Origin of the sequence: Neobacillus rhizosphaerae (assembly GCF_050477885.1) — a bacterium.
GTDB lineage: Bacteria > Bacillota > Bacilli > Bacillales > Cytobacillaceae > Neobacillus > Neobacillus rhizosphaerae_A.
The window spans coordinates 1-24699 of the sequence record NZ_JBCNAC010000141.1; the positions used below are offsets into that span (position 1 = coordinate 1).

Genomic DNA, 24699 nt, shown 5'->3' on the forward strand with positions numbered 1-24699 from the left:
TCCTGTGGGAGTATGGTTCAGGGGAGACCCCGCAGGCGCATGCGCCGAGGAGGCTCGCCGAAACACCCACGGAAAGCGAAGTGCCTGGAGCGGAAATCAACAGGCAAGTTTAACAGAGCCTAAATAAAAGAACTTTTTTTACTCAATTAGTAAAAAGAAAAGGATGAATATCATGAAAAGGATGAACTACAAACGAAAGCTAATTTCATATATTGTGACATGGAGCGTTTTTATTAGTTCCCTCCTTTTATATTCTCCTGATAACATTGCTCATTCAGCATCAGGTGTACCAGAAATAAAGATAACAACCCCGGCTGATGGAGCTGTGTTGGATGTTTCAACGGTTGAATTTATAGGAAGAGTTACAGATGATCTAACTACGCCCGATAAATTACAAATAAAAGTATTTGAACAGTTAAGTGATACTCAGCAGCCTATTGATATTACAGATGATGGGAAGCTTTCAATAACACAACAAGATACTTATGCTGACTTTTCTTTTTCAAAGGAGTTTAGTCAGGGGAATCACACGTTAACCTTTGTTGTCACAGATGATAATGGAGTGAGTAATAAGTCTGATCTTTCTTTTACGGTTATGATGGTCGGAACAGAACAGATAGCTCCAAGTGTTAATGCCACAGATAATTCAATACAATCGACCACTGTCGGAACAGATTCGAGTCAACCAGCTGCTGATGTAATTGGAAAAAGGCCGTATATGGCTAAGATGTTTTTAGTTCCTAAAGAGTCTGTGGATGATTATCAACCTGGTGAAGCTGTACCTAGCAGCTTTTTACCAGCAGAAGATATGACTCGTGTTCCAATAGATTATAAAATATTTATTGATGTAAGAAGTACTGAACCATTAGCGACGACTCAACCATTGATAACGTTTTTTGGAGATATTACAGGAACAGAAAAGTTAGTCAAAACAACTAAGGTAACAGATGGAACCAATGCATATATCTATACCTTTACACCTGATAAACAACTTGTTGCCGGAACAACCTATTACGTTTACTTAAATCCAAACTTTGAGAATAGTACTGGAGATCAAATTATCCCTAGATTCCTTAAGTTTACTACTAGGGCAAATTATGAAAATTATCAATTTGCAGCTGACAAAGGGAATGATGTGAGGGAGCACGATTATATACATGGACCATTTTCAATTGTAACTAATACGTGCTCATTCTGTCATAGCACGCATAACGGAAATAATGAATTTCTTGAAAGTGGTAAGAATGGAACCGATGGTGATGATTTGTGTATGGCTTGTCATGATGGAACAAATGGGTCACCTAGCCTAGATACCAATTATGCTACTAATAAACATCATAAAGATTCTGGTGCTTCGTGCTCGACCTGTCATGATCCGCATAATCCAGGAACTAAGGAAAATCCCAATAGTTTATATAAAGGGACGTACGATGGTATACCCCAGTTGCTTACCTATAAAAAAGCTAGTGATTCTACTGGGGTTTCTGGAGACTTTTCATTATGTCTAAGCTGTCATAACGGTGGAAAGGCCACAAACATCGAACAATATTATAAGAATGACACGCTAGTAAGTCAATCCGGTCATAACATGGTAGCTACTGTTGATAGCGGCAGTTCATTAAATGGACAGCTACCTTGTGCCGAATGTCATGAAACACATGGGTCAAAAAATATTAAGATGATAAGAGAGAATCTTGGGAATGTTCAATCTGCTAATTCATTTAGTAAAACAAGTGGCGATTGGGATTCAACCGCAGAGCGGCAATTCTGTTTATCCTGTCATAATGATAAGACCGTTCTCTACGGTATAACTGGTAAAGCAATCTTCGATGAAACAGGAACGGCAATTAATACAACTAATGAACAAACAAAAACCGGTCATAATAAGCAAAATAGTCAAGCATGTTCCGAATGTCACAGTAACAACAAATCATTCATTGAAGCGGCACACGCCCCTAAAAAGATCATAAATCCATAAAAAAACGAGAGGAATTTCCTCTCGTTTTTTCCTTCTATTTGAATATCTATTTTTTTAACCACTCAGCCAGGCCATCTATTTTCTTCCACAAATGTAAATGCATATCCGCATAGACAATCGCTTCGTTTTCATCACCAAAACCATAATAGTCAGGTGGGTAGGCTGGAAGTCGCTTTTTGCCGACTAAATAAGGAATGACATATTTGTTTTCTTTTTTAGCTGCCTTAACCAGTAATTGAGCCTTCTTTGTAAAGCCTTTTTCACTCAGCTCAAGTAAGAGCTTATTGTATGCCCCATGTGCTGTGGCTTCGTCATATTGCTGCAACAGATTACTAGCCTTTTTATATTCACCTGCATCTACATAAGCTACAAACAGGGAGTAGCGAACGCCCTGGTTATCCATTGGGTTTAATTCGAGGAGCTCCTCATACTGATCGATTGCCTCATTTATTTTTCCTAAAAGAGATAGTGCTTCGGCATAATGCTGCTTTGCCCGCATAAATGGTCTTGTTTCAATTAATCCCCAAAAGAACCCCTTATTTTCCTTAAAAAACGCTTTACCTAGCTCTCTCTCCCCAGCCTGGATTCCTTTTTCATACATAAGGATGGCATCTTCAAGACTCTTAGTTTTTTCCGCCAGAATCACATAGGCATCGACACAATTTGGATTCAAGGCCAATGCGTTTTCAGCCAGCTTATACCGATTTTTCCCTTCCGATTGAAGTGCATCGTATATTAGATTTCTTGCTCTTTCTTCATCACGCTTTGAAACCTTTCGAGCAGGCCCTTTTGTTTTTTTGACCGGTTTGTCACTTGGAACCGTAGAACGGGACAATCCAGATTCAAAAGTTTCGGGAATGCTTTTTAAAGGGAACTCCACCACTGATGACCGTTCTAGTGTCGGTGTGATGGGAGGAGCAGGATCCTCCGCTTCAGTCATAATACTCATTAGCTGAGCGATATCGTCAGCTAAAACCACATCCAATTCCGATACGATAGAAGAGATACTGCGTGCATTCACATCATATTGCTGGGCTAGCTCCTTTTGTGTATACATCACATTCATTGGAGCAATCATTGATAGTAAGTAATGCATGGCGGCTGCATATAGATTTGGATTTTGAATCCTTTTTTGCTTCCGTTTGGCGTAATTGATCCAAAGTATCACACCCATGTCTAAAATGGGTGGTGGGACAAGGGAATCTAGTTTTCCTCTCAGGATGTCCACCACTTCTTTATAAACGGGGGCAGGCCATTCGATTTCATCTATTTCAAGTAAACCACCTATCATCGGCAGTTCACTCAATACTTCCAAAAAGTTGTCTGTTAAATACTCCTGTGGTGAGTCATATTCAGCATTCATGCTGCAATCCTCTATATAGGAGAAGGCATGTTCAGGCTTGATCTCTGGTAAATCAAATGCCGAAGGGAAGAAGACATAACTTTGATCGTTAGGAACTAAAATCCCAATGATAAAAGAACCTTCTTTCACTGTTGGAGACAAACTTGTTACAATGGTATCGAGTTGTTCAGAACTAAGTCCGTCTTCAACCCTTAGCTTATTTTCGTCGAGACTAATTACCTTGCCAGCGAGCGTTCTAGCAAATGTCCAGGTTTGTAAAATCTGCTTAAGTTTCGGGCGTTTTATTTTACCTATTTGGTTGTGGATAAATTTTTCAATAATCGTTTCACCGTCGTCTAGACCTTCAAAGAGAGAAAACCAAATGGTATGAATCAACTCGAAAAATTCACGTTCCTGCTCATCATCTAATTCAATCATTTCTTCAAAACCTTCAAAATCATCTTGAATAACATGCCCAAAGTGTTGGTGAGCAAATTGAAGAATTTGTTTTTGTAGTTCATCAATTTCGCCTTCAATGATAGTAGTGATAGGAACAGCTTCACTTGCCCCGCAGCATCGTTTATACTTTTTGCCGCTTCCGCACGGACAAGGTTCATTTCTGTTTATTTTCTCCATCTCACTCCACTCCTTCAAAATATCTTTTTCTCTATTGTGGATATCACGAAGACCTCCATTCACAGGGCGATTGATTTCATATTGCTTCGTTCTTATCCGTTCTTTTCTTATTTAATAGTACCATTTTTGACAGTTTGATATATAAAAATACTTTTTGAAAAATATCCTTTTTGAGGAATTGTTCTCATATTTCGATCAAACTTTGAATTTTTTATGGTTATCACGCTATAATGAATGAGAACTTACCAGCATAAAAAGAATAAACTTATGATTGAGACGCAATTATTTTCTATAGAGGTGACGAAGATGGAATTAGCAGAAATTCGTAATGAACTTGAGAAAACAGCTAAAAAATTAGCGGACTTTAGGGGGTCTCTTTGACTTAGAGAACAAGGAAGCGAGAATTGCAGAGTTAGATGATGAAATGCTTCAGCCTGATTTCTGGAATGATCAAGAGAAAGCACAAATGGTTATTAGTGAAGCGAATGCATTAAAGGATCAAGTGAACGAGTTTAATGAGTTAAATGAGTCGTATGAAAACTTGGAATTAACCTATGAGCTTGTGAAAGAAGAAAACGACGAAGAGCTTAGAGCAGAGCTTGAAGAAGAGCTTCAACAATTAAGCGAACGTTTGAATCAGTTTGAACTGCAGCTTCTCTTAAGTGAAGAGTATGATAAAAATAATGCTATTTTAGAGCTTCACCCTGGTGCGGGTGGAACGGAATCACAGGACTGGGGCTCTATGCTGCTTCGAATGTATACACGCTGGGCAGAAAAGAAGGGCTTTAAAGTGGAGACGTTGGATTATCTGCCTGGGGATGAAGCGGGAATTAAAAGTGTGACACTAGCCATTAAGGGTCATAATGCGTACGGGTATTTAAAAGCAGAGAAGGGTGTTCATCGATTAGTAAGGATTTCACCGTTCGATGCTTCTGGCCGTAGACATACGTCGTTCGTTTCCTGTGAAGTAATGCCAGAATTTAATGAGGAAATACAAGTAGAAGTACGTACTGAGGACTTAAAAATTGATACGTACCGTGCAACAGGGGCGGGTGGTCAGCATATTAACACGACCGATTCGGCTGTTCGTATTACCCACATTCCAACTGGGGTTGTTGTAACCTGCCAATCCGAGCGTTCACAAATTAAAAACCGTGAAGCCGCGATGAAAATGTTAAAGGCTAAATTATATCAACGGGAAATTGAGCGCCAGGAACAAGAACTTTTGGAAATCCGAGGCGAGCAAAAGGAGATTGGCTGGGGAAGCCAAATCCGTTCGTACGTTTTTCATCCCTATTCGATGGTAAAAGACCACAGAACTAGTACGGAAAGTGGTAACGTTCAAGCGGTCATGGACGGAGATTTAGATCAGTTTATTAATGCCTACTTACGTTCAAGAATTTCATAAGTCAAAATGTTAAAGCCTATGTCCAATATTCGACATAGGCTTCTTTTATTGGAATATTTGCCGTACATGATGAGGGTTTTTTACAAAAATAAAAAGTGGCTAATGAAAAACAAACTAACGGTAAACGCTAATAATAATTTTAACCCTTTACCACGTCAACTTACTGGCATTTACACCATAATTTACCCATGCTATACTCACTTTCGGTTACATGAATGAACATGGTAGAAGGAAAGATAGAGGGGAAAGTTATTATGAATATTTTAAGCAATCTGACAAAAACCTATCCTAGAACACGTATAGCTGTAGATTATGTTTTAGTTTTAATTGGCTCAGCCATTATAGCATTTGCCTTTAATGTATTTTTGCTCCCTAACCAAGTAGCTTCTGGAGGAGTAAGCGGGATAAGTACGATCCTTAAAACAGTCCTAGGCTGGGAACCGGCATATGTCCAGTGGGCCTTTAATATCCCATTATTTATTGCCGGCGTTATTCTCTTAGGAAAGCAATTTGGAGTAAAAACGTTAGTAGGCACCATTTTTTTACCTATGGTCGTTTTCCTCACTAATAATTTAGAGCCATGGACACATGATGCCCTTCTTGGTGCGTTGTTTGGCGGAATAGGTGTTGGCCTGGGACTGGGCATTGTATTTAGGGGAAATGCATCCACTGGTGGAACGGATCTTGCTGCTCAAATTATTAATAAGTATACCGGTTTCACTTTAGGTAGATGTGTAGTGATGATTGATGGATTAATTGTCCTTACAGCTGCCATTGTGTTTGACATTGAAAAGGGTTTATATGCATTGATTGCTCTTTATGTGACCAGCAAAACGATTGATTTGATTCAGGTTGGTTTTGGTAGATCGAAAATGGCAATGATCATTACTAATAAGCAGGAAGAAGTTCGTGAAGGAATTTTGAATAAAATTGACCGTGGAGTGACAAAACTATCAGCATATGGTGGTTTTACTGACCATGAACGGCCTGTTCTTATGTGTGTTGTCGATCAAACGGAGTTCACAAAATTGAAACAATTGGTCAAAACCCTTGATCCGTCTGCATTTGTCGTTGTTATGGATGCTGCGGAAGTCCTTGGGGAGGGTTTCAAACGCGAATAGTCATTGGTATAATAACACATTGATGGTATTAATTTCTTGAGGGGGTATTGTAATGAAGAAGAAACTATTAACATTGCTTTTAGGAACATCCTTAGTAATGGGTCTTGCTGCTTGCGGGGGCGGCGACGACAAAACCAAAGACACAGGGAATGGCGGTACTGAAACTGCACAAGCAGGCGATGCACAAAAGATTTTTGACCAAAAATGCTCTAGTTGTCATGGTGGCGACATGAAGGGTGGAATGGGTCCAAACCTAACAAAGGTTGGATCAAAGTACTCTAAAGATGAAATTTTAGATATTCTCAAAAATGGTAAATCAGGCGGAATGCCAGCAGGTCTAGTTTCAGGTGATGAAGCAGATCAAGTGGCTGACTGGCTAGCAGCTAAAAAGTAAAAGTATTAAAAACGTTCTGCAGAGTTAGCAGAACGTTTTTTTTTATGAAATTAGCTAATTTTGTCTGATTTTGTCAGGTTTTGTATTCTTTGAAAAGAAACTGTAATATTTTTACCGTTTTTTTAGCGATTTATGATGTTATAATAAATCTATGCGAAATTATGCACATATTGTTGTGGATTTTGGTTTGTTTTGCAAATAAATAAAGATTCTTGTCGAATATCCTTTTTGATGAAATCTTTAACTATAGGTGATAACAATGATAGAACTACAAGAAGTATATAAAAAGTACCCGAATGGTGTTACCGCCATTAACGGGATTGACGTCCGAATTAATCAGGGCGAATTTGTTTATGTTGTCGGACCAAGTGGTGCCGGGAAATCCACATTTATTAAGATGATGTACCGTGAGGAAGTGCCTACCACTGGGGCCATTATGATTAATGGCGTCAATCTCGCCAAGCTGAAAATGAAGAAGGTTCCTTTATTCAGGAGAAATCTAGGCGTTGTATTCCAAGACTTTAAACTACTTCAAAATCTAACAGTCTATGAGAATGTTGCCTTTGCGCTTGAGGTAATTGAGGCGCAGCCAAAGGTTATTAGAAAACGTGTAATGGAAGTTCTTGACCTTGTGGGTCTAAAGCATAAAATTAAGATGCTTCCTAGCGAGCTTTCAGGGGGAGAACAGCAACGTGTTTCTATTGCACGTTCGATTGTCAACTCACCTAAAATAGTGATTGCGGATGAGCCAACGGGTAACCTTGACCCTGAGACATCATGGGAAATCATGAATATTTTTGAAGAAATTAATACAAGAGGAACAACGATTGTTATGGCAACTCATAACAGAGAAATTGTTAATACATTAAAGCATCGGGTTATTGCCATTGAAGGCGGGAAAATTGTACGTGATGAGCAAAGAGGGGAGTACGGTTATGAAAATTAGAACTGTTGGCCGTCATGCCCGAGAAAGTTTAAAGAATATATCTAGAAATGGATGGATGACCTTTGCATCCGTTAGTGCTGTAACAGTTACTTTGATTTTAGTTGGTGTCTTTTTCGTTATTATGATGAATCTAAATAGAGTGGCACAAACCATTGAACAGGACGTGGAAATTCGCGTTCACATCGATTTTGCTGCAAATAAACAAGATCAGCAAGCTTTAAGAAGTGAGATTGAGAGAATTCCAGAAGTAAAAAGTGTAACATTTTCACCTAAGACGAAGGAACTAGATAATCTAGTGAAAAGCTTAGGTGAGGATGGAAAAGCCTTTAAGCTTTTTGAACAGGATAATCCATTAAACGATGTATTTATCGTAAAAACGAAAAAACCGACTGACACAATGAAAGTCGCTAAGAAAGTTGAAAAAGCAAACTTTGTTGCAAAGGTAAAATACGGGCAAGGAAAAGTTGAGAAACTATTTAAGTTTATCAAGGCGAGCCGGAACGTAGGAATTGTCTTAATTATTGGCTTGTTCTTTACTGCAATCTTCTTAATCTCTAATACAATTAAAATTACCATTATTGCTAGAAGAAGAGAAATTAAGATTATGAGATTAGTCGGAGCAACGAATTCATTTATTCGCTGGCCGTTCTTCCTAGAAGGTTTATGGCTTGGTATCATGGGCTCAATTTTGCCAATCGTCTTGATTTCAATTGCCTACTACCGTGCGTATGATTATATTGGTCCAAAGCTTGAAGGAACCTTTATTAAAATCCTGCCAGTTGACCCGTTTGTTTACCAGGTCTCCGGCATTTTGATGCTAATGGGTGCTTTAATTGGGGTTTGGGGCAGTGTAATGTCAGTAAGAAAGTTTTTGAAAGTGTAGTCTTTTTCAGGAAGGGCCGAACGCTAGGCCCTTCCTATTTGCTAGAGTTAAAGGTTTACATATAAAGAGATGGAGGGGAGTATGCGGAAATGAGAAAATCAATGATGACGCTGACCGTTGCTGCACTGGTCGGGTTTGGAACCACGTTCGGAGGTTTTTCTACTAAAACTGAAGCGGAATCAATCTCCAAGCTAAAAGGTGAACAAAATAAAATTCAAGACCAACGTTCTGATGTGAAGTCAAATATGAATTCAGTGAACGATAAAATTACTACGTTAAAAGACCAACAGGCAGATGTCAAAAGTGAAATGAAACGCATTGATTACGCGATTGAAGATGCGACGAATAAAATTAATGAAAAAACGGCGAAAATTGAGGAAACTAAAGCTGAAATCTCAAAGCTTCAAGACGAAGTAGAGGTGCTAAAGGAACGGATTAAAGCCCGTAATGAAATCTTGAAGGAACGTGCCCGCAGCTACCAGGAAACGGGCGGGTTAGTCAATTACCTGGATGTGTTAATGGGGGCTTCAAGTTTTAGTGATTTTATTGATCGTGCCAATGCGGTTGCAACGATTATGCAAGCTGACCAGGAAATTTTAAGAAAACAAGAAGCAGACAAACAGGAACTTGAGGAAAAGCAAGCTAAAGTCAAAAGTGATCTTGCTAGTCTGCAAACCATGCTGTCAGAATTACAGACATTGAATAAACAATTGGCTGCCCAGAAAGCAGAAAAAGATAAACTATTAGCCTCTCTTGTAACACAAGAGCAAGAAGAGCAAGAGCACATGATGGATCTGAAAGAGCAAGAACAAATTCTTGCATCTCAAGAGGCTGCCATCCAAAAAGCCATCAAGTTGGAGAAAGAGGCCCAAGCTAGAGCAGCAGCTCAAGCAAAGCAATCTTCTTCTAGTAGCGGAAGCTCAAGCAGTGGCGGTGGAGCTAGTTCTGGAGCAACGCCTGGTGTATCAAGTGGATACTGGACACAACCAGCGGTGGGTGTATTAAGTTCAGGATTCGGTGGCCGTGGATCAGAGATGCACTTTGGTGTTGATATTGCCAATAGAACAAAGGTGCCAATCTTAGCTGCAGCAGATGGTGTAGTTATTAAATCCTATTATTCTAGCAGTTATGGTAACTGTATATTCATCTCCCACTCCATTAATGGACAGGTATATACAACAGTTTATGCACATATGTCATCCCGGATTGCTGGAAACGGAGCAGTAGTTAAAAAAGGCCAACAAATTGGTGTAATGGGTAATACAGGAGCATCAAGAGGACAACACTTACATTTTGAACTTCATAAAGGACCGTGGACACAAGACAAGCGTTATGCAATCAGTCCAGTCGGAATAGTGCCATTGCCATAAAGAAAAAGGAGGAAGCCCCGTGCTTCTTCCTTTTTTATTACACATATCTCGTCCCATTCAAACATATAAGTTAATAATCGGGCAGGATTTTTGGGCCTTTATAGAAAATTAGAAAGGACAGGCATACTTACTTGAGGAGGATTGGGATGAATCGTAAATGGATTGCCTTATTAATGACGGGCTCGCTGTTGACAGGAGCAGGCGGCACCTACGCTGGAATGCAACTTTTAGATAAAAAGGTAGATTTACCTGTACGTGAGCAAGCGATTCCAACAAAACAATCTGAAACAGATTCTAATGTGAATACGGAGGACCTAGAAAAAGTACAACAGGCCTATGACTTAATTTTAAGCCGGTACGTCGAAAAAGTGGACCAGGAAAAACTAGTTGAGGGTGCCATTCAAGGGATGCTATCTGTATTAAAGGATCCATATTCAGTTTATATGGATAAAGAGACTGCACAGCAATTCACACAAACGCTAGAATCCTCCTTTGAAGGTATTGGGGCAGAAGTGGGAATGGTAGATGGGAAAATTGTGATTGTTTCACCATTTAAAGACTCTCCTGCTGAGAAAGCCGGCATCAAACCAAATGATCAAATCTTAAAAGTGGATGGGAAAAGTGTGGAAGGGCTGGATTTAAATAAAACAACATTAAAGATTCGTGGAAAAAAGGGAACAACAGTCACTTTGGAGATTGCTAGAAAAGGGTTAAAGGATCCATTATCCATCAATGTCAAGCGCGATGAAATTCCCCTCGAAACCGTCCATGCCTCTGTTAAGAAGCATGATGGAAAGAAGGTGGGGTATATCGAGGTAACCTCCTTCTCAGAAAATACGGCTCAGGATTTTAAAAAGGAATTAAAAGCATTAGAAAATGACCATATTAATGGGTTGATTATTGATGTGCGTGGCAACCCGGGAGGCTTATTAGATAGTGTTGGTGAGATTCTGAAGGAGTTTATACCGAAAGATAAACCATATGTTCAAATCCAACAACGAAATGGCGAGAAAAAACGTTATTTTTCCACTACCTCAAAGAAAAAGGATTATCCAGTGGTTGTTCTTGTGAATAAAGGAAGTGCTTCTGCATCAGAAATATTGGCAGGTTCCTTGCAAGAAGCAGCAGGCTATCAGCTCGTGGGAGAAACTACCTTTGGAAAAGGTACGGTCCAGCAGGCAGTGCCAATGGGAGATGGCAGTAATATTAAATTAACCTTATTTAAATGGCTGACTCCTGATGGAAATTGGATTCATAAAAAAGGAATTAAACCAGATGTAGCAATAAAACAGCCAGCAATCTTCACCACCCATCCAATCCAGGTGGCAAAACCGCTAGAAGAGGACATGAACAATGAGCAGGTAAAGAATGCACAAGAAATATTAGCGGGATTGGGATTTGCACCTGGCCGGAAAGACGGGTATTTTAGTGATGAAACGGCAATGGCCATAAAGGGATTCCAGCAGCAAAATGACCTGCCGCCAACAGGGAAGATTGATGAAAAAACAGCAACCAAGCTAGAAGAAGCAGCTGTAAAAGCTATGAAAAAAGAGAAAAATGATTTACAGCTACAAATGGCATTACGGTTAATCACAAAATAATTTAAGCAGGGGCTTTTAGCCTCTGTTTTTTTTGTTTTTGCGGAATAATTGTCAAGTTTGGCGGAATAATTGGGAATTTCCGCGGAAATAGTCATTAAGTTGGCGGAAACTCCCCAAATCGTGCGGAATTCCTACAAAAGTTGGCGGAATCCGCCGATAGTCCTATAAGAACCTGACCGAAAATCTAGAATGTTACGACATTTTTACTTTTTTAATAAACTAGCAATATGTTTTGTGGCTGTAATTTGGTAAAATAATCGTTAAGAGATTTTATTTACTAGAAACTTTAATAGAGGCAGGTGACAGGAATTGGTGCAAATCTGGCTTGTGGAATTACTTAAAGGAACAGGCAAGTTATTTCTTCATCCTGTTTTATACTATCTCGTTTTCCTATCTGGAATACTAGGCGTAATGAGGGTGAAGCGTGAGCGAAAAAATTTCCATATTCGGGCACATGATGCTTATTTTGAACTGCGGCAGCTATTTCCGCCTGGAGTTTTAGTGGGTATAGTTCTATCCGTGGTCATTGTTGTAGCAGGCATTACCGTACCATTCGCGGCCATCCTTTTGATAGCTGGATTTACATTCATTTGGTCACTAACCACAAATGTCCGGCTTATGTCACCCGTTTATACGGCAGGCGCTGCATTTTTTACCATCATATTAATGGCTGAAAATAATTGGTCGATCCCGCTTTTTTCAAAGGCTTTTCATTCTATTAGTGACAAGGTTTATCCATCTCTTGTGATTGTCATGGGACTCTTGTTAATTGCCGAAGGGATTCTAATTTTAAAAAATGGTAGTAAGGGAACCTCTCCTAAACTAGCAATAAGCAAACGCGGCCAAAGTGTAGGCGTTCATGAAGTAAAGCGCCTTTGGATGTTGCCATTGTTCTTGCTTATTCCAGGTGATGCTCTTCAGCTGCCATTCGACTGGTGGCCAGTTTTTCACCTTGGAGCAAAGGAATACTCAATCATCCTTGTTCCGTTCGCCATAGGCTTTCAACAGCAGATTAAAGGGATGCTCCCAAAAGAAGCAATACAGCTTCACGGTCGAAGAGTTGTTGGTCTTGGGGTCTTCATTTCCATTTTATCGGTTACGGGTTATTGGTATCCAATATCATCCATCGTTATAGCTGCGATAGCTGTTATTGGGCGGGAACTCATTACCTTAATGTCTGTTCTGAAAGATGATAATCTTCCGTTTTATTTTTCAAAAAAGAACCATGGTTTGATGATTATAGGAATTATCCCTGAATCTCCAGCAAGTAAAATGGGATTGAAAGTCGGGGAGATTATTTCAAGGGTAAATGGAGCTCAAGTTCGAGACGAGTCAACCTTCTATGAAGCTTTACAGAAAAACCGAGCCCATTGTAAGCTTGACGTTCTTGATACAAATGGAGAAATTCGCTTCGTTCAACGTGCGCTATTTGAAGGTGACCACCATGAACTAGGAATTCTCTTTGTACCAGACGAGCATAAGTACGATGCAAAAATTGTATAACGATAGCTATTAGTAGAACAGCCAAAGGATGGAGTCCTTTGGCTGTTCTACTTAATATTGAAGGAGAAATAATTCGTATCATCAACTAATACATTTTATAATGCTAAGGGATTATATCTTGTGTTATACTATTGGGGGTATATAGGCGTTGATTTTGATATAAATATGGAAAGGCGGCTAAAATAATGTCGCAAGGTGCAGGAAAAGCATTAGAAGGTCAATCGACTTGGTTACAACCTTATCTTGAATCTCCCGAAAAACAGCAACAATTATATAAACGGACATTAATTATTGTAGTACTTTCACAAATCTTTGGCGGAGCCGGCCTTGCTGCTGGTATTACTGTCGGAGCACTTCTTGCACAGGATATGCTTGGTACAGATAGCTTGGCAGGACTTCCAGCGGGTTTATTTACATTGGGTTCTGCTCTCGCTGCCTTCCTTGTAGGAAGGCTCTCACAGCGCTATGGTCGCCGATTCGGTCTAGCGGCAGGATTTATAACGGGTGGGCTTGGTGCGATCGGTGTTGTCATCTCCGCGTTGACAAGCAATGTTTTTCTGCTATTTGTATCGCTATTCATCTATGGTGCAGGAACGGCAACTAATCTTCAGGCACGATATGCAGGGACAGATTTAGCAAGTTCCACCCAACGGGCAACCGCTGTGAGTATCGCCATGGTATCCACCACATTCGGTGCCGTTGCGGGACCAAACATGGTGGGGGTCATGGGGAGATTAGCTCTATCTTTTGGTGTACCTGCTTTAGCAGGTCCATTCCTTTTAGCTGCTACTGCCTTTATTCTCGCTGGTCTGGTACTGCTCTTTTTTCTACGACCAGATCCACTACTAGTGGCCCAGGCAATTGCTGAGGGAAAAAGGAGCCAAACACAGAATTCGATAGTTAACAAATCGAATACGCAAAGTATTAATAATCGTGGAATTATGGTTGGCGCTACGATTATGGTCCTAACCCAGATGGTGATGGTTGCCGTTATGACGATGACACCATTGCATATGAGACATCATGGCCATGGTCTGAGTCAAGTAGGAATGGTCATTGGTTTTCATGTTGCCGCCATGTATTTACCTTCGCTTCTAACTGGAATTCTTGTAGATAAGATTGGCCGTACAATGATGGCGATTGCTTCAGGGGCTACTCTACTGGCTGCGGGGATTATAGGAGCGGTTGTTCCTGCAGATTCTATGATGGGACTTGTTATTGCACTTGCCCTTCTAGGTCTTGGGTGGAACTTCGGCTTAATTAGTGGCACAGCGATTATCATAGATGCAACAACTCCATCTAAACGTGCAAGAACACAGGGAACTGTGGATGTATTGATTGCATTATCAGGGGCATCAGGGGGCGCTTTATCAGGGATGATCATGGCACAAACGAGCTATGGAACACTTTCATTTGCCGGTGGTTTCCTTTCACTTCTGCTGATACCAGTTGTGATTTGGTCTCGAAGAAAATAAGCATTATAAAAAGCCAAAGGATTTTGCTCCTTTGGCTTTTTATAATGCTTATAATTTTCGATACTTCTTCAATGAAAAGATATTTAGGACGACAAAAATAGCGGCGAAAGTGACCAATGCTAGTAGGTCACCACTAATATCACTAATACTAGCTCCCCTATACATCACACCTTTTAAAGCATCCCCGGCATAATACATCGGCATAATTTTGGCAACGCCTTGCAGCCAGTTAGCCATCCCTTCAATTGGAAAAATCCCTGCAAAAAACACCTGTGGAATGACAGCTATCGGGATGAATTGCATCATTTGAAATTCTGATGCCGCAAAGGTTGATAATAAGATACCTAATGACAAAGCAACCAATGCCAGCAATAAATTAGTGAGTAGTACATTCCAAACCGACCCGACAAGTACGATGTCTAAGATGTTGATAGAATAAAAGACAACAATAATCGTTTGGATGACAGCGAAAATACCATAACCGATTAAATACGCTGTCACAATCTCCCAACGGCGAATCGGAGTGGACATCAGCCGTTCTAATGTGCCAGTTGTTCTTTCGCGCAATAGGCCAATACCAGAAATAATAAAGACAAAGAAGAAAACGAAAAATCCAACTAATATTGGACTTAGGACATCAAAAAAGATGGTACCTTTGTCACCATATACATATGTTGTCTCCATACTGGTGTGCATCATTTTGCCAGCTGCGGGATTCTGTTGGAGCAATTTAGCCTTAGACTGTCCGGCAATCGCCTGGTTTACCTTCATTTGTAAGCCCTTCGCTGCGGATGGGTCGTCATTTAGTAAGGTTAATTTAAACTGTCCATTTTTCTGTTCCAGTAAGCCATCAAGATCATCATTAACGACGGTCTTTCCTGTTACATTTTCATAAGATTTCACCGTTATTTTTGCCTCTTTTAGAACTTTGACAAGCTGATTATCTACACCAGTTACACCTAATTTAGGTTCAACGGTGCTCCCGTTAAATAAAAAATACATCAGGGTTAAGATTAGTAAGGGGGCAACTAATAATAAAGCTAAAGTCCGTTTGTCCCGTAGCATTTGCTGACAGATTCTTTTAATTAATGCTGCGACTCTCATGTTTGCTTTACCCCCGCTCTTAAGAATACTTCATCAAAGTTATCGGTCCCGTATGCAGCCTTTAATTCCATTGGAGAACCGCTTGTTAATATACGTCCATCTCGAACCATTGCTACATAATCGCATCTTTCTGCTTCATCCATGACATGTGTGGTCACGATAATCGTTTTTTGCTCTTCCTCAATTAATCGTAAGAATTCCTTCCAAATAGAGATTTTTAATTCGGGATCGATTCCCACAGTTGGTTCATCTAGGATTAGTATTTTCGGATCCTGAATTAAGGCAATAGCAAGGGATAGACGTCGTTTCATTCCCCCTGAATAGGCAGCGACTCGTTTCTTAAGGTCTTCTCTCAAATTAACTAGGTCTGCCACGTAAGCAATTCGCTTTTTCTGGTCTGCCTTTTTTAGCTTATAAAGGGAAGCAAAGAGCTTTAAGTTTTCCTCTCCTGTTAAGTCTACATATAAGGCATCGGATTGAGCCATATAGCCAATGTCCTGCAGCAGGGCAAGGTTAGGCATCTTCTGATCTAACACATGAATAGACCCGGAATCTGCTTTTTCCATTCCGACGATCATTTTAACGAGTGTAGTTTTTCCAGCTCCTGAAGGACCGATAAATCCAAACAATTGTCCTTGTTCAATCGTAAGGTTTACATTGCTCAATACTGTTTTTTTGCCAAAGCTTTTACTGACTTGATTCACTTGTATGGTTGATTCCATCCATCATTCCTCCTCGGATGTTGAGCGTGTATGTCTTTATTTTACAACGAGGAGAGATAGAAGCAATAAACAATATACGACAATGTGTTGATTATCTGTCAGATAACAGTAATGTGTTTATTTTATATTAAAAAACAATCGCCTATTTATTCATTCCCGCCACATGTCCAGGTCCTAAAAGGGTAATCCGAGATAAGATTATGGCCATCTCTTGGGGTGTTTTTTCCATGCCAGTTTCTAACCAATGCTGAATCACACCAAGATGGGCTGAGCTGACGTAAGAAAAAAGATAGTCCACTGGTACAAGCATTTCTTCCTTCTTTATTTTGGAAATCACATTTTGGAAAAAGGTCTTCTTAATGATATCCCGTAGTTTTCCCTGAAAAGCTGCGTCCCCCTTTGGTCCTAAGATTACTTTCATAAAACTTGAATTTTTATGAAATAATTCAAAAAGCTTAATGATAAAAGGTAATGCGGTATTTTGATTAAAGGTCAAAACATCCTTTGACTGGATTGTTTGAGTTATTTTCTCAATTTCGGATAAAATCTCTGCTTCACTTTTTTCTAATAAATCATATTTATCCTGATAGTGCAGATAAAATGTTCCCCGGTTAATGTCTGCTTTTTCCGTCAAATCACGAACGGTGAGTCCTTCAAACCCCTTTTCCTCTATGAGTTCTGTGAGAGCATCCCGAATCAAACGCTTTGTACGAACAATTCGTCGATCTGTTGGTTTTTTCTCTGTCATGTAGATCCTCCTAAAATATGACCGTATTAATAATCCATTATAATGAACATAGTGAATGATAATCAACATTACGTCTATTAATATCCATTTATCTCTCAGAAGCGCAACCTAGGAAATTTTGTGTATATTTGGAAACTAGCGAGTTAATCCTATAGTTGGAAATTTGATTTTGGGAAAGGTGGTTTAGCCATGAGTCTAAGCTTTTTATCTAGTATTGAATTCAGTCATTTGGAGTTGTTTAGTGTAGAAGGAGCTGCGAGAATCGTGTTTTATTTCACAGCGTATTCATTCATTGGCTGGCTGCTTGAAAATAGCTATAGCTTCTTCTCTAAACAAAAATTTTTCAAGGCAAACTTCTTATACGGACCATTTAAACCGATGTACGGATTTGCGCCGCTCCTTTTGGTTTATTTGGTTTCTCCAGACACACATTGGGCAATTGTTCTGCTCCTCTGTGTTGCGATTCCAACGCTAGTGGAGTATGGAAGTGGTGTGTTACTGCAAAAGCTTTTCCATAAACAATGGTGGGATTATTCGGACACACCGCTACAGCTTCAAGGGCATATTTGTGTACCCTTCTCTATTTGCTGGGGGCTCTTATCGATCATATGTTTACAGTGGGTTCACCCGGCAATCGCTTCCTTGTATGAGGCAATCGCTTCATATTGGGGTTGGGTCTGGTCGGCAGTCGGCTTATACTTCTTAGCAGACCTTGTACTAACAATTCGAAAACACTCTTTACAAGAACTCCTCACCGAAGAACCAACCAATCCCATTCAATAGGGTTGGTTGGTTTTTCTATTTAATTCAAGCATAGCCTCAGAGCGTTCAAATTTACGTAAAAAAATAGCCCCACCGAGTCATAGTAAATTTCCTCCTATTCAAGTAACTTATTACATGTTATACCATCTGCTCTCTTAAACTATGAAAAACGTGGCCATGTTTCTCAGGAAGGAATTATTAAAATGAGAGTTTTAGTGAAACTACTTTTAATTATAGGTTTGTTTAGCTTGGTTGGAGGAAGGGATGCTGCAGCACAAATTTCTCTTCAATCACAAATTAATGCTGCCCCAGAAGGCGGAACTGTCAGACTGAAGGCAGGCATCTATCATGAAGCTATTGTCATCAATAAGTCTGTCGTCTTAGTAGGCGAAAAAGGAGCGGTCATTAAAACCTGTTCCACTAAACCCGCAGTAATAATAACAGGGAAAAATGTAACCCTTAAAGACTTAAAACTAGAGAGCTGTCAAAAGGATAAAGGTAAAGCCATGATCCAAATCAGCGGAAAGAATCATCGGCTTGAAAACCTCTTGATTCAGACCAGTCATATTGGAATTCAGTTGGAAAAAGTAGAACAGTCCCATTTCCTTCATATAAATCTATCTGGAAATGGGAAAAATACTGGATTTGACCTATGGGAATCCCAGCATAACCAATTTGAAGGAAATAAGATTAACCAAGTAGAAGACGGGATCTACATGGAAAATAGTCATAATAACACCTTTATCGGCAACACCATTCAAAACTCCCGGTACGGGATGCACGTGATGTTTTCCGACAATATCACGCTCATTCAAAATGTATCTAAAGGCAACTTTTCAGGGGCTATGATTATGGGAACACATCAATCAATCATTAAAGATAATCAGCTAATTGAAAATAACCAAAATGTGAATGCGCAAGGGTTGCTGCTCTATGATGTCCACCAGTCCACAATAGAGGACAATAAGATCTCACATAATCGAGTCGGTCTTTTTATGGAGAATTCAAGCGGGAATACATTGAAAAACAATGAGTTTATTGCCAATTTCGTTGGCGCACAGATCAATAAAATCAAAATCAACGTAATCGAGCACAATCTATTTGTCAGTAACGTGAATGACATACAGGCAACAAAGTCACCTGACAATACTATACAAAAAAACTATTGGGATGCCGCTTGGAAGCTTGATACAGATGGGGATGGAATGAGTAATCTTCCACATAGCGGCGACCCTTACTTTCTTAATCTTGCAAGGGAGACACCGCCATACCAGTTATTCTTTCAGCACCCAGGACTTGTCGTGCTGCAAAAAATGTTAAAAAGTCCTGATAGTATGCTAGTAAAGGATCAAGCACCACTAATGAACATGGAAGGTAAACAAAGCGCCACAACAGAACCACACAAGGTACTTTTGTGGGCTATAAGCATTTTAATGATCTCTAGTAGTTTAATCATGATTTATTTTGGGAGGAAAAAAGCATGAAAGCCAATTTTATAAAAATTACTCTATTAACAGTTATTTCATTATTACTTATCTCGGGTTGTGGAAAGGAAGAACCCCAACCTGTTGCGATTAACGAAAAAACCGATAAGTGTGAAATCTGCCATATGGCCGTTAAAGATAATCAGTTTTCGACTGAAATCATACTGGAAAACGGAAAAGCCATCGTTTTTGATGATATTGGTTGTATGTACAGTTGGATAAAAGAAAATACGAACCAGAAAATAGCAAGCTCCTTCGTAAAGGACTATCAAACAAAGGAATGGATTAAACCAGAGAAAGCTGCCTTTGTGTACGATAAGACAATTAAAACTCCAATGGCCTATAATGTGATTGCTTTTTCAGATAAAAAGGATGCAGAATCGTTCATCAACAAAAACGGTGGCACGCTATTAACCTATGACAAACTTGATGATCACTCATGGGAAAGAAACGAAGATATGGTAAAAGAAATGAAGGGAAAAATGATGAAAATGAATGATGGAAAAGAAGGAATGGATATGGAGCATTCTGAAGATAGCCATGAATGATAGATTTTGAGAAATAAGCAAAGAGACAGTCGTTGTGGATTGTCTTTTTGTTTGAAAGGAAGCGAACGATGAGAAACTTATGGTTTTTTGAATGGAAGACAATGACCAGGCAACGCTCCTACTATACTTTTCTGCTCCTGTGGGTGATGGTTTTTTCCCTCTTATTTTTACTAGAACGTACGAACGCGAGTATTTCAGCGTTTACCAATATAACAGGAACCATTGTGAATATCCTGCTTTATTTAATACCATTATTTATGATGATCATTGGTTCTTTTTCGATTGCGAATGAAATGGAAAACGGACAGTGGGATCTTCTCTGCACGTATCCAGTCAGTATCCCTGTCTATTTATTTGGTAAATTTGCCGGACTGCTTACAGCCCAAATCGGGGTATTTACGCTAAGCTATGGAATAAGCATGCTGATTGGAGTAACAGCAGGAATACATCTATCTATTCAATGGTTAATGGGGATTTTTCTGTTCGCTCTACTTCTTATATATGTTTTTTTAATCCTTGGACTTTTGCTTGGGACAATCGCGAAAACAAGATGGAAGGCTCTCATGTTATCTGTGGCCTTATGGTTCTTGTTGATTATGATTTGGCCTACCGCAATTATTGCTATATTAGGTCTCTTTCCATATCCAATGATTGACCCACTTATGAAGGTAGCGACCATCCTAAATCCCGCCGAGTTTTTACGCGTCTTTCTGGTTATTCAGTGGAATAGCGGAGCGATATTTGGCCAATCCTACGATTCTATTGTGCACGTATTTCTCTCTGGCGCAGGATGGATGATTCTATTTGTATATATGATCGTGTATCAATTGGTTCTGTCTGCCTTTGCCATTCTCTTTTTAAGAAGGAGGAGAATGCAATGAGTAGCTTACTTGAAATACAAAATGTATCGAAGGCGTTTAAAAGAAAAGCAGCCCTTCAACCCTTTTCGCTTCTTGCCAATGAGGGAGAATGCATTGTTTTTTGTGGAGGAAATGGGGCAGGTAAAAGTACGCTTCTTCATATTCTTGCCGGAATTTCATCACCCGGGGATGGAACGGTTATCATTAACAATGTGGACTTAATGAAGGATCGAAAGAATTATGTATCATTAATTGGCTATATGCCTGATGAATTTTTTGCTCAGGAAACGATGACTGTTAAAGAGTTTTTAACCTTTTATGGAAACTTTCGAAAGGTGCCGGATGGTCGAGTAGATGAAGTGATACTCACCCTTGGATTAGAAATGAAAAGGAATGAACAAATAAAGCATTTATCTAAGGGAATGCGTCAGAGGCTTTTGTTTGGGCAGGCGTGGATGGCCAACCCTGCTTTGCTTATTCTGGATGAACCGACAAATGGGTTAGATCCTTATTGGATTAATGTATTTATTCATTTGCTGAAAAAAATAAAGAAAAGTGGAACGATGATTATCTTTTCCACACATATGATGGATGTTGCCGCAGAAGTAGGGGACCAAGTGATTTTTATGGAAAATGGAAAAATGATAGAGGCCATAAAGAATGACCACGTGGATCCTGAACGATTTATGGTAGACCTGTTAGGCCGTTATCGTCAAATAGAAGAATAGGATAAACTATGCTTTAATAGGGGTATAAGATTTTGGGAAGGCGGGGGAACAGATGTCTTATCGTTCGTTAAAAATTATGGCGATTTTAATTCCGCCTCTTCTTATTGGTGGATTTGAACTCATCCGACATCATGCCCTCCTGCACAAACTGTCGATGGCGACGGGAAACTATTTAATTATCCTGCTAACATTAGCAGTTTCGTACGTGTTCTCAACCTGGTTGTTTAAGGTGATTGAGGAGAAGAATCAAAGGCTGGCAACAGAGAGGGAAATGCGGGCCATCTATGAGGAGAGAGAAAGACTTGCCAAAGAATTACATGATAACATTGCCCAGACCTTATTTTTGCTAAAGGTGAATTTAAAAAAGGGAAAAATAAACGAAGCAAACGGTCTTGTTAATTCCATTGATTCGCATGTCAGGCAGGCCATTTACAATCTTAGAATGAATCCGACAGATATGATATCTTTCCCAAAGAGAGTTGAGCATTGGTTGAATGAATGGAGTACAGTCTCTGGGATTGAAACGAAGGTTTCGATTCAAATGGTAGAAGGGTATTTCACCCCCTCTGAAGAGGTTCAGTTATTTGGAATCGTTCAAGAGGCCTTTACCAATATAAGAAAGCATTCGAAAGCCAAAACAGCTACTCTTTCCTTGCATACGTCCAATGACGGTTGGGAAATGTCTATTGATGATGATGGAATCGGCTTTTCACCAAAGGATGTTAAATTCAATCAATACGGTCTCATGATGTTAAAAGAGAGAGTTCATAAAATTGATGCGGTGATTGACATTCACTCTGAAGGAAGCAAAGGGACGAAAATTCAGATAAAAGGGAGAGGTAAATGATGGTTCCATATAGAATGGTAATTGCTGACGATCATCCTCACGCCCGGCAGGCAATCATGGCTATTCTTGAAGAAGAAAGCCAGTTTACTGTTGTTGGACAAGCGAAAAATGGGAAGGAAGCCATTGAGCTGTGCGGTGAACATCTTCCCGATCTCTTGTTAATTGATATTGAAATGCCTGTGTTGGATGGTTTATTAGCAACAAAGATTATCAAGGAAAAATACCCTTTTATAAAAGTTATCATTCTCAGTGTTTCCGATAATGTGGGAGATCTTTTTACAGCGATTCAATACGGGGCTCAAGGCTATTTATTGAAAAATATGGACCCGGATGATTGGCTGCAATATCTCCATTCTATGGTCGATGGATCGAATACAGCCACAAGGGATTTAGCGGGGAAACTTCTCTATCAATTTCGGGAACGGGATACGCAAAATGCTCCTGCTATTAGCTCCTTAACCCCCAGAGAAAAGGAGATCCTTCTGTTGGTTTCAGAGGGGTTAACCAATAAACAAATAGCTGAAAAGCTCTTTATTGCGGAAAACACGGTGAAAAATCATATAAAGAATTTATTAGAGAAGCTAGGATTAGAGAACAGAGTTCAGCTGGCTTCCTATGCGGTAAAATATATTACAAGGTAAAGATATGATTAAGAAGAGCCCATGGTTCTTCTTTTTTATCGTTCCGAAAATGTATAATATGCTTAGTTAGCTTCAGTGTTTGACTGAAAAATGGGAGGTTGTACGTTGTGTCACAAAACAAGGGGAATTCTTTGCTTGAAATACTGTTCGTTTCGACCAGGTTGGGTCTCACCTCATTTGGAGGGCCTGTCGCTCATTTAGGTTATTTTTATGAGGAATATGTTCAAAAGAGAAAATGGATCGATGAAAAAAGCTATGCAGATTTAGTGGCCCTGTGTCAATTTTTGCCTGGTCCTGCAAGCAGCCAGGTGGGTATCGGTATCGGTGTCCTACGCGGTGGCTTTCTAGGTGGACTATTCGCGTTTCTTGGATTTACGGCGCCATCTGTCATTGCCTTGGTTCTTTTCGCCATCATTCTTCAAGGACTACACATACATGATAGCGGCTGGATTCATGGGTTAAAAATTGTAGCCGTGGCTGTAGTAGCCCATGCAGTTTTAGGGATGGCACAAAAACTAACACCTGATCTCAATCGGAAAGCCATTGCTTTGTTTGCCATGGTAGGTACGTTAATCTGGCAAACGGCCTACACACAGGTAGGTGTAATTATCTTCGCTGGTGTGGTAGGATTACTGATTTACAAAAAACACGAAATCGAGCAGGCGGATGCTACGTTGGATTTTCCTATTTCTAAGCGGTTTGCGGTCATGTGTTTAGTGTTGTTTTTCGGTCTGCTGATTCTATTACCTATCGCAAGGCAAGTAACCTCTTTCCATTGGGTGGCCTTGTTTGACAGTTTTTATCGCTCGGGTTCGCTTGTGTTTGGCGGAGGACACGTGGTTCTACCTTTGCTTGAACGAGAGTTTGTACCGACCGGGTGGTTAACGAAAGAAGAATTCCTAAGCGGTTACGGAGCGGCACAAGCTGTCCCAGGTCCTCTGTTTACCTTTGCTGCCTACATAGGTGCGGTCATCAACGGCTGGAAGGGGGGAATCCTAGCGACTGCAGCGATTTTTCTACCCGCATTCCTTCTGGTTTTAGGAACATTGCCTTTTTGGAATATGCTTCGCCAAAATCCTAAGATCAAAGGTGCGTTAATGGGTGTCAATGCTGCCGTTGTTGGGATACTCATTGCAGCCTTTTATCAGCCAATCTGGACGAGTTCCATTTTTACTCCAATCGACTTTGCCTTTGCAGCGATTCTTTTTAGTATGTTGGTCTATTGGAAGCTGCCTCCGTGGGTAGTAGTCGTCACTGGAGCAGTTGGGGGTTCCTTCATTGCTCTACTATAACTTTACGTTACTTAATCCTTCTTTTGTCGGTGGACTCGGTAACGTAGACTCTCTCTACGTTACCCAAACCTACTTTTGTCCGTGAGTTCGGGTACGTAGAGCCTTTCTACGTTACCCAATCAAACTTTTATTCGTGAGTTCGGGCACGTAGCCCCTCTCTACGTTACCAAAACCTACTTTTGTCCGTGAGTTCGGGTACGTAGAGCCTTTCTATGTTACCCAAACCTACTTTTGTCCGTGAGTTCGGGTACGTAGAGCCTTTCTACGTTACCCAATCAAACTTTTATTCGTGAGTTCGGGCACGTA

General features: G+C 40.0%; 22 protein-coding genes. 18 read left to right on the top strand and 4 right to left on the bottom strand.

Annotated features, from left to right (window positions below):
• Nucleotides 1-172: 172 nt before the first annotated feature.
• Complete coding sequence (locus tag ABES03_RS19295; protein ID WP_430119715.1) at nucleotides 173-1978, top strand: cytochrome c3 family protein; 1806 nt, start codon at nucleotides 173-175, stop codon at nucleotides 1976-1978.
• A 46-nt stretch (nucleotides 1979-2024) separates the two neighbouring features.
• Here ABES03_RS19295 and ABES03_RS19300 read toward each other — a convergent pair whose 3' ends face one another.
• Nucleotides 2025-3956, bottom strand: coding sequence for an SEC-C metal-binding domain-containing protein (locus ABES03_RS19300; protein ID WP_430119717.1), 1932 nt, complete (start codon nucleotides 3954-3956; stop codon nucleotides 2025-2027).
• A gap of 306 nt (nucleotides 3957-4262) precedes the next feature.
• Here ABES03_RS19300 and prfB point away from each other — a divergent pair.
• The 9 genes from prfB to ABES03_RS19345 all read left to right on the top strand — a co-directional run bounded on the left by prfB (nucleotide 4263) and on the right by ABES03_RS19345 (nucleotide 14657).
• A protein-coding gene (gene prfB / locus ABES03_RS19305) for a peptide chain release factor 2 (protein WP_430119719.1) occupies nucleotides 4263-5364 on the top strand; the annotation gives its coding sequence in 2 pieces (ribosomal slippage) (nucleotides 4263-4334 and nucleotides 4336-5364; 1101 coding nt in all).
• Nucleotides 5365-5618: 254 nt separating this feature from the next.
• Nucleotides 5619-6485, top strand: coding sequence for a YitT family protein (locus ABES03_RS19310; protein ID WP_430119721.1), 867 nt, complete (start codon nucleotides 5619-5621; stop codon nucleotides 6483-6485).
• A 52-nt stretch (nucleotides 6486-6537) separates the two neighbouring features.
• Complete coding sequence (cccB, locus tag ABES03_RS19315) at nucleotides 6538-6879, top strand: cytochrome c551 (protein WP_308082495.1); 342 nt, start codon at nucleotides 6538-6540, stop codon at nucleotides 6877-6879.
• A 259-nt stretch (nucleotides 6880-7138) separates the two neighbouring features.
• Nucleotides 7139-7825 (top strand): cell division ATP-binding protein FtsE, encoded by a 687-nt coding sequence (gene ftsE, locus ABES03_RS19320; protein ID WP_430119723.1) that lies wholly within the window; start codon nucleotides 7139-7141, stop codon nucleotides 7823-7825.
• On the top strand, nucleotides 7815-8708 hold the full coding sequence (gene ftsX / locus ABES03_RS19325) for a permease-like cell division protein FtsX (protein ID WP_430119725.1): 894 nt from the start codon (nucleotides 7815-7817) through the stop codon (nucleotides 8706-8708). The genes ftsE and ftsX overlap by 11 nt, the downstream gene beginning before the upstream one ends.
• An 89-nt stretch (nucleotides 8709-8797) precedes the next feature.
• Nucleotides 8798-10078 (top strand): murein hydrolase activator EnvC family protein, encoded by a 1281-nt coding sequence (locus tag ABES03_RS19330; protein ID WP_430119727.1) that lies wholly within the window; start codon nucleotides 8798-8800, stop codon nucleotides 10076-10078.
• Nucleotides 10079-10224: 146 nt separating this feature from the next.
• A complete protein-coding gene (locus ABES03_RS19335) occupies nucleotides 10225-11679 on the top strand; it encodes a S41 family peptidase (RefSeq protein WP_430119729.1) in 1455 nt (484 codons plus the stop codon).
• Nucleotides 11680-11988: 309 nt separating this feature from the next.
• Nucleotides 11989-13182 (top strand): PDZ domain-containing protein, encoded by a 1194-nt coding sequence (locus ABES03_RS19340; protein ID WP_430119731.1) that lies wholly within the window; start codon nucleotides 11989-11991, stop codon nucleotides 13180-13182.
• A gap of 185 nt (nucleotides 13183-13367) precedes the next feature.
• Entirely contained in the window at nucleotides 13368-14657 is a 1290-nt protein-coding gene (locus tag ABES03_RS19345; protein ID WP_430119733.1) for an MFS transporter, read from the top strand.
• A gap of 48 nt (nucleotides 14658-14705) precedes the next feature.
• Here the strand turns inward: ABES03_RS19345 and ABES03_RS19350 are convergent, their stop codons facing one another.
• From ABES03_RS19350 to ABES03_RS19360, 3 genes are all read right to left on the bottom strand, one after another.
• The gene (locus ABES03_RS19350; RefSeq protein WP_430119735.1) at nucleotides 14706-15761 is read right to left on the bottom strand and encodes an ABC transporter permease; all 1056 of its coding nucleotides are present in this window, start codon (nucleotides 15759-15761) and stop codon (nucleotides 14706-14708) included.
• Nucleotides 15758-16483 (bottom strand): ABC transporter ATP-binding protein, encoded by a 726-nt coding sequence (locus ABES03_RS19355; protein ID WP_430119737.1) that lies wholly within the window; start codon nucleotides 16481-16483, stop codon nucleotides 15758-15760. Before ABES03_RS19355 ends, ABES03_RS19350 begins: the two co-directional genes overlap by 4 nt.
• Nucleotides 16484-16625: 142 nt before the next feature.
• Entirely contained in the window at nucleotides 16626-17231 is a 606-nt protein-coding gene (locus tag ABES03_RS19360) for a TetR/AcrR family transcriptional regulator (protein ID WP_430119739.1), read from the bottom strand.
• A gap of 189 nt (nucleotides 17232-17420) precedes the next feature.
• On the opposite strand from ABES03_RS19360, the gene ABES03_RS19365 reads away from it, so the two are divergent.
• The 8 genes from ABES03_RS19365 to ABES03_RS19400 all read left to right on the top strand — a co-directional run bounded on the left by ABES03_RS19365 (nucleotide 17421) and on the right by ABES03_RS19400 (nucleotide 24393).
• Entirely contained in the window at nucleotides 17421-18014 is a 594-nt protein-coding gene (locus ABES03_RS19365; RefSeq protein ID WP_430119741.1) for a putative ABC transporter permease, read from the top strand.
• Between the two features lie 182 nt (nucleotides 18015-18196).
• Nucleotides 18197-19477 carry a right-handed parallel beta-helix repeat-containing protein gene (locus ABES03_RS19370; protein ID WP_430119743.1) on the top strand — a complete coding sequence of 427 codons (1281 nt, stop codon included), beginning with the start codon at nucleotides 18197-18199 and terminating at the stop codon, nucleotides 19475-19477.
• Entirely contained in the window at nucleotides 19474-20025 is a 552-nt protein-coding gene (locus ABES03_RS19375) for a nitrous oxide reductase accessory protein NosL (RefSeq protein ID WP_430119745.1), read from the top strand. Before ABES03_RS19370 ends, ABES03_RS19375 begins: the two co-directional genes overlap by 4 nt.
• A gap of 68 nt (nucleotides 20026-20093) precedes the next feature.
• A complete protein-coding gene (locus tag ABES03_RS19380) occupies nucleotides 20094-20906 on the top strand; it encodes an ABC transporter permease (RefSeq protein WP_430119747.1) in 813 nt (270 codons plus the stop codon).
• Complete coding sequence (locus tag ABES03_RS19385; RefSeq protein WP_430119749.1) at nucleotides 20903-21613, top strand: ABC transporter ATP-binding protein; 711 nt, start codon at nucleotides 20903-20905, stop codon at nucleotides 21611-21613. The genes ABES03_RS19380 and ABES03_RS19385 overlap by 4 nt, the downstream gene beginning before the upstream one ends.
• 52 nt (nucleotides 21614-21665) lie before the next feature.
• Complete coding sequence (locus ABES03_RS19390; protein ID WP_430119751.1) at nucleotides 21666-22460, top strand: sensor histidine kinase; 795 nt, start codon at nucleotides 21666-21668, stop codon at nucleotides 22458-22460.
• The gene (locus ABES03_RS19395) at nucleotides 22460-23101 is read left to right on the top strand and encodes a response regulator (RefSeq protein WP_430119755.1); all 642 of its coding nucleotides are present in this window, start codon (nucleotides 22460-22462) and stop codon (nucleotides 23099-23101) included. The genes ABES03_RS19390 and ABES03_RS19395 overlap by 1 nt, the downstream gene beginning before the upstream one ends.
• 107 nt (nucleotides 23102-23208) lie before the next feature.
• A complete protein-coding gene (locus ABES03_RS19400; protein WP_430119753.1) occupies nucleotides 23209-24393 on the top strand; it encodes a chromate transporter in 1185 nt (394 codons plus the stop codon).
• Nucleotides 24394-24699 lie beyond the last annotated feature (306 nt).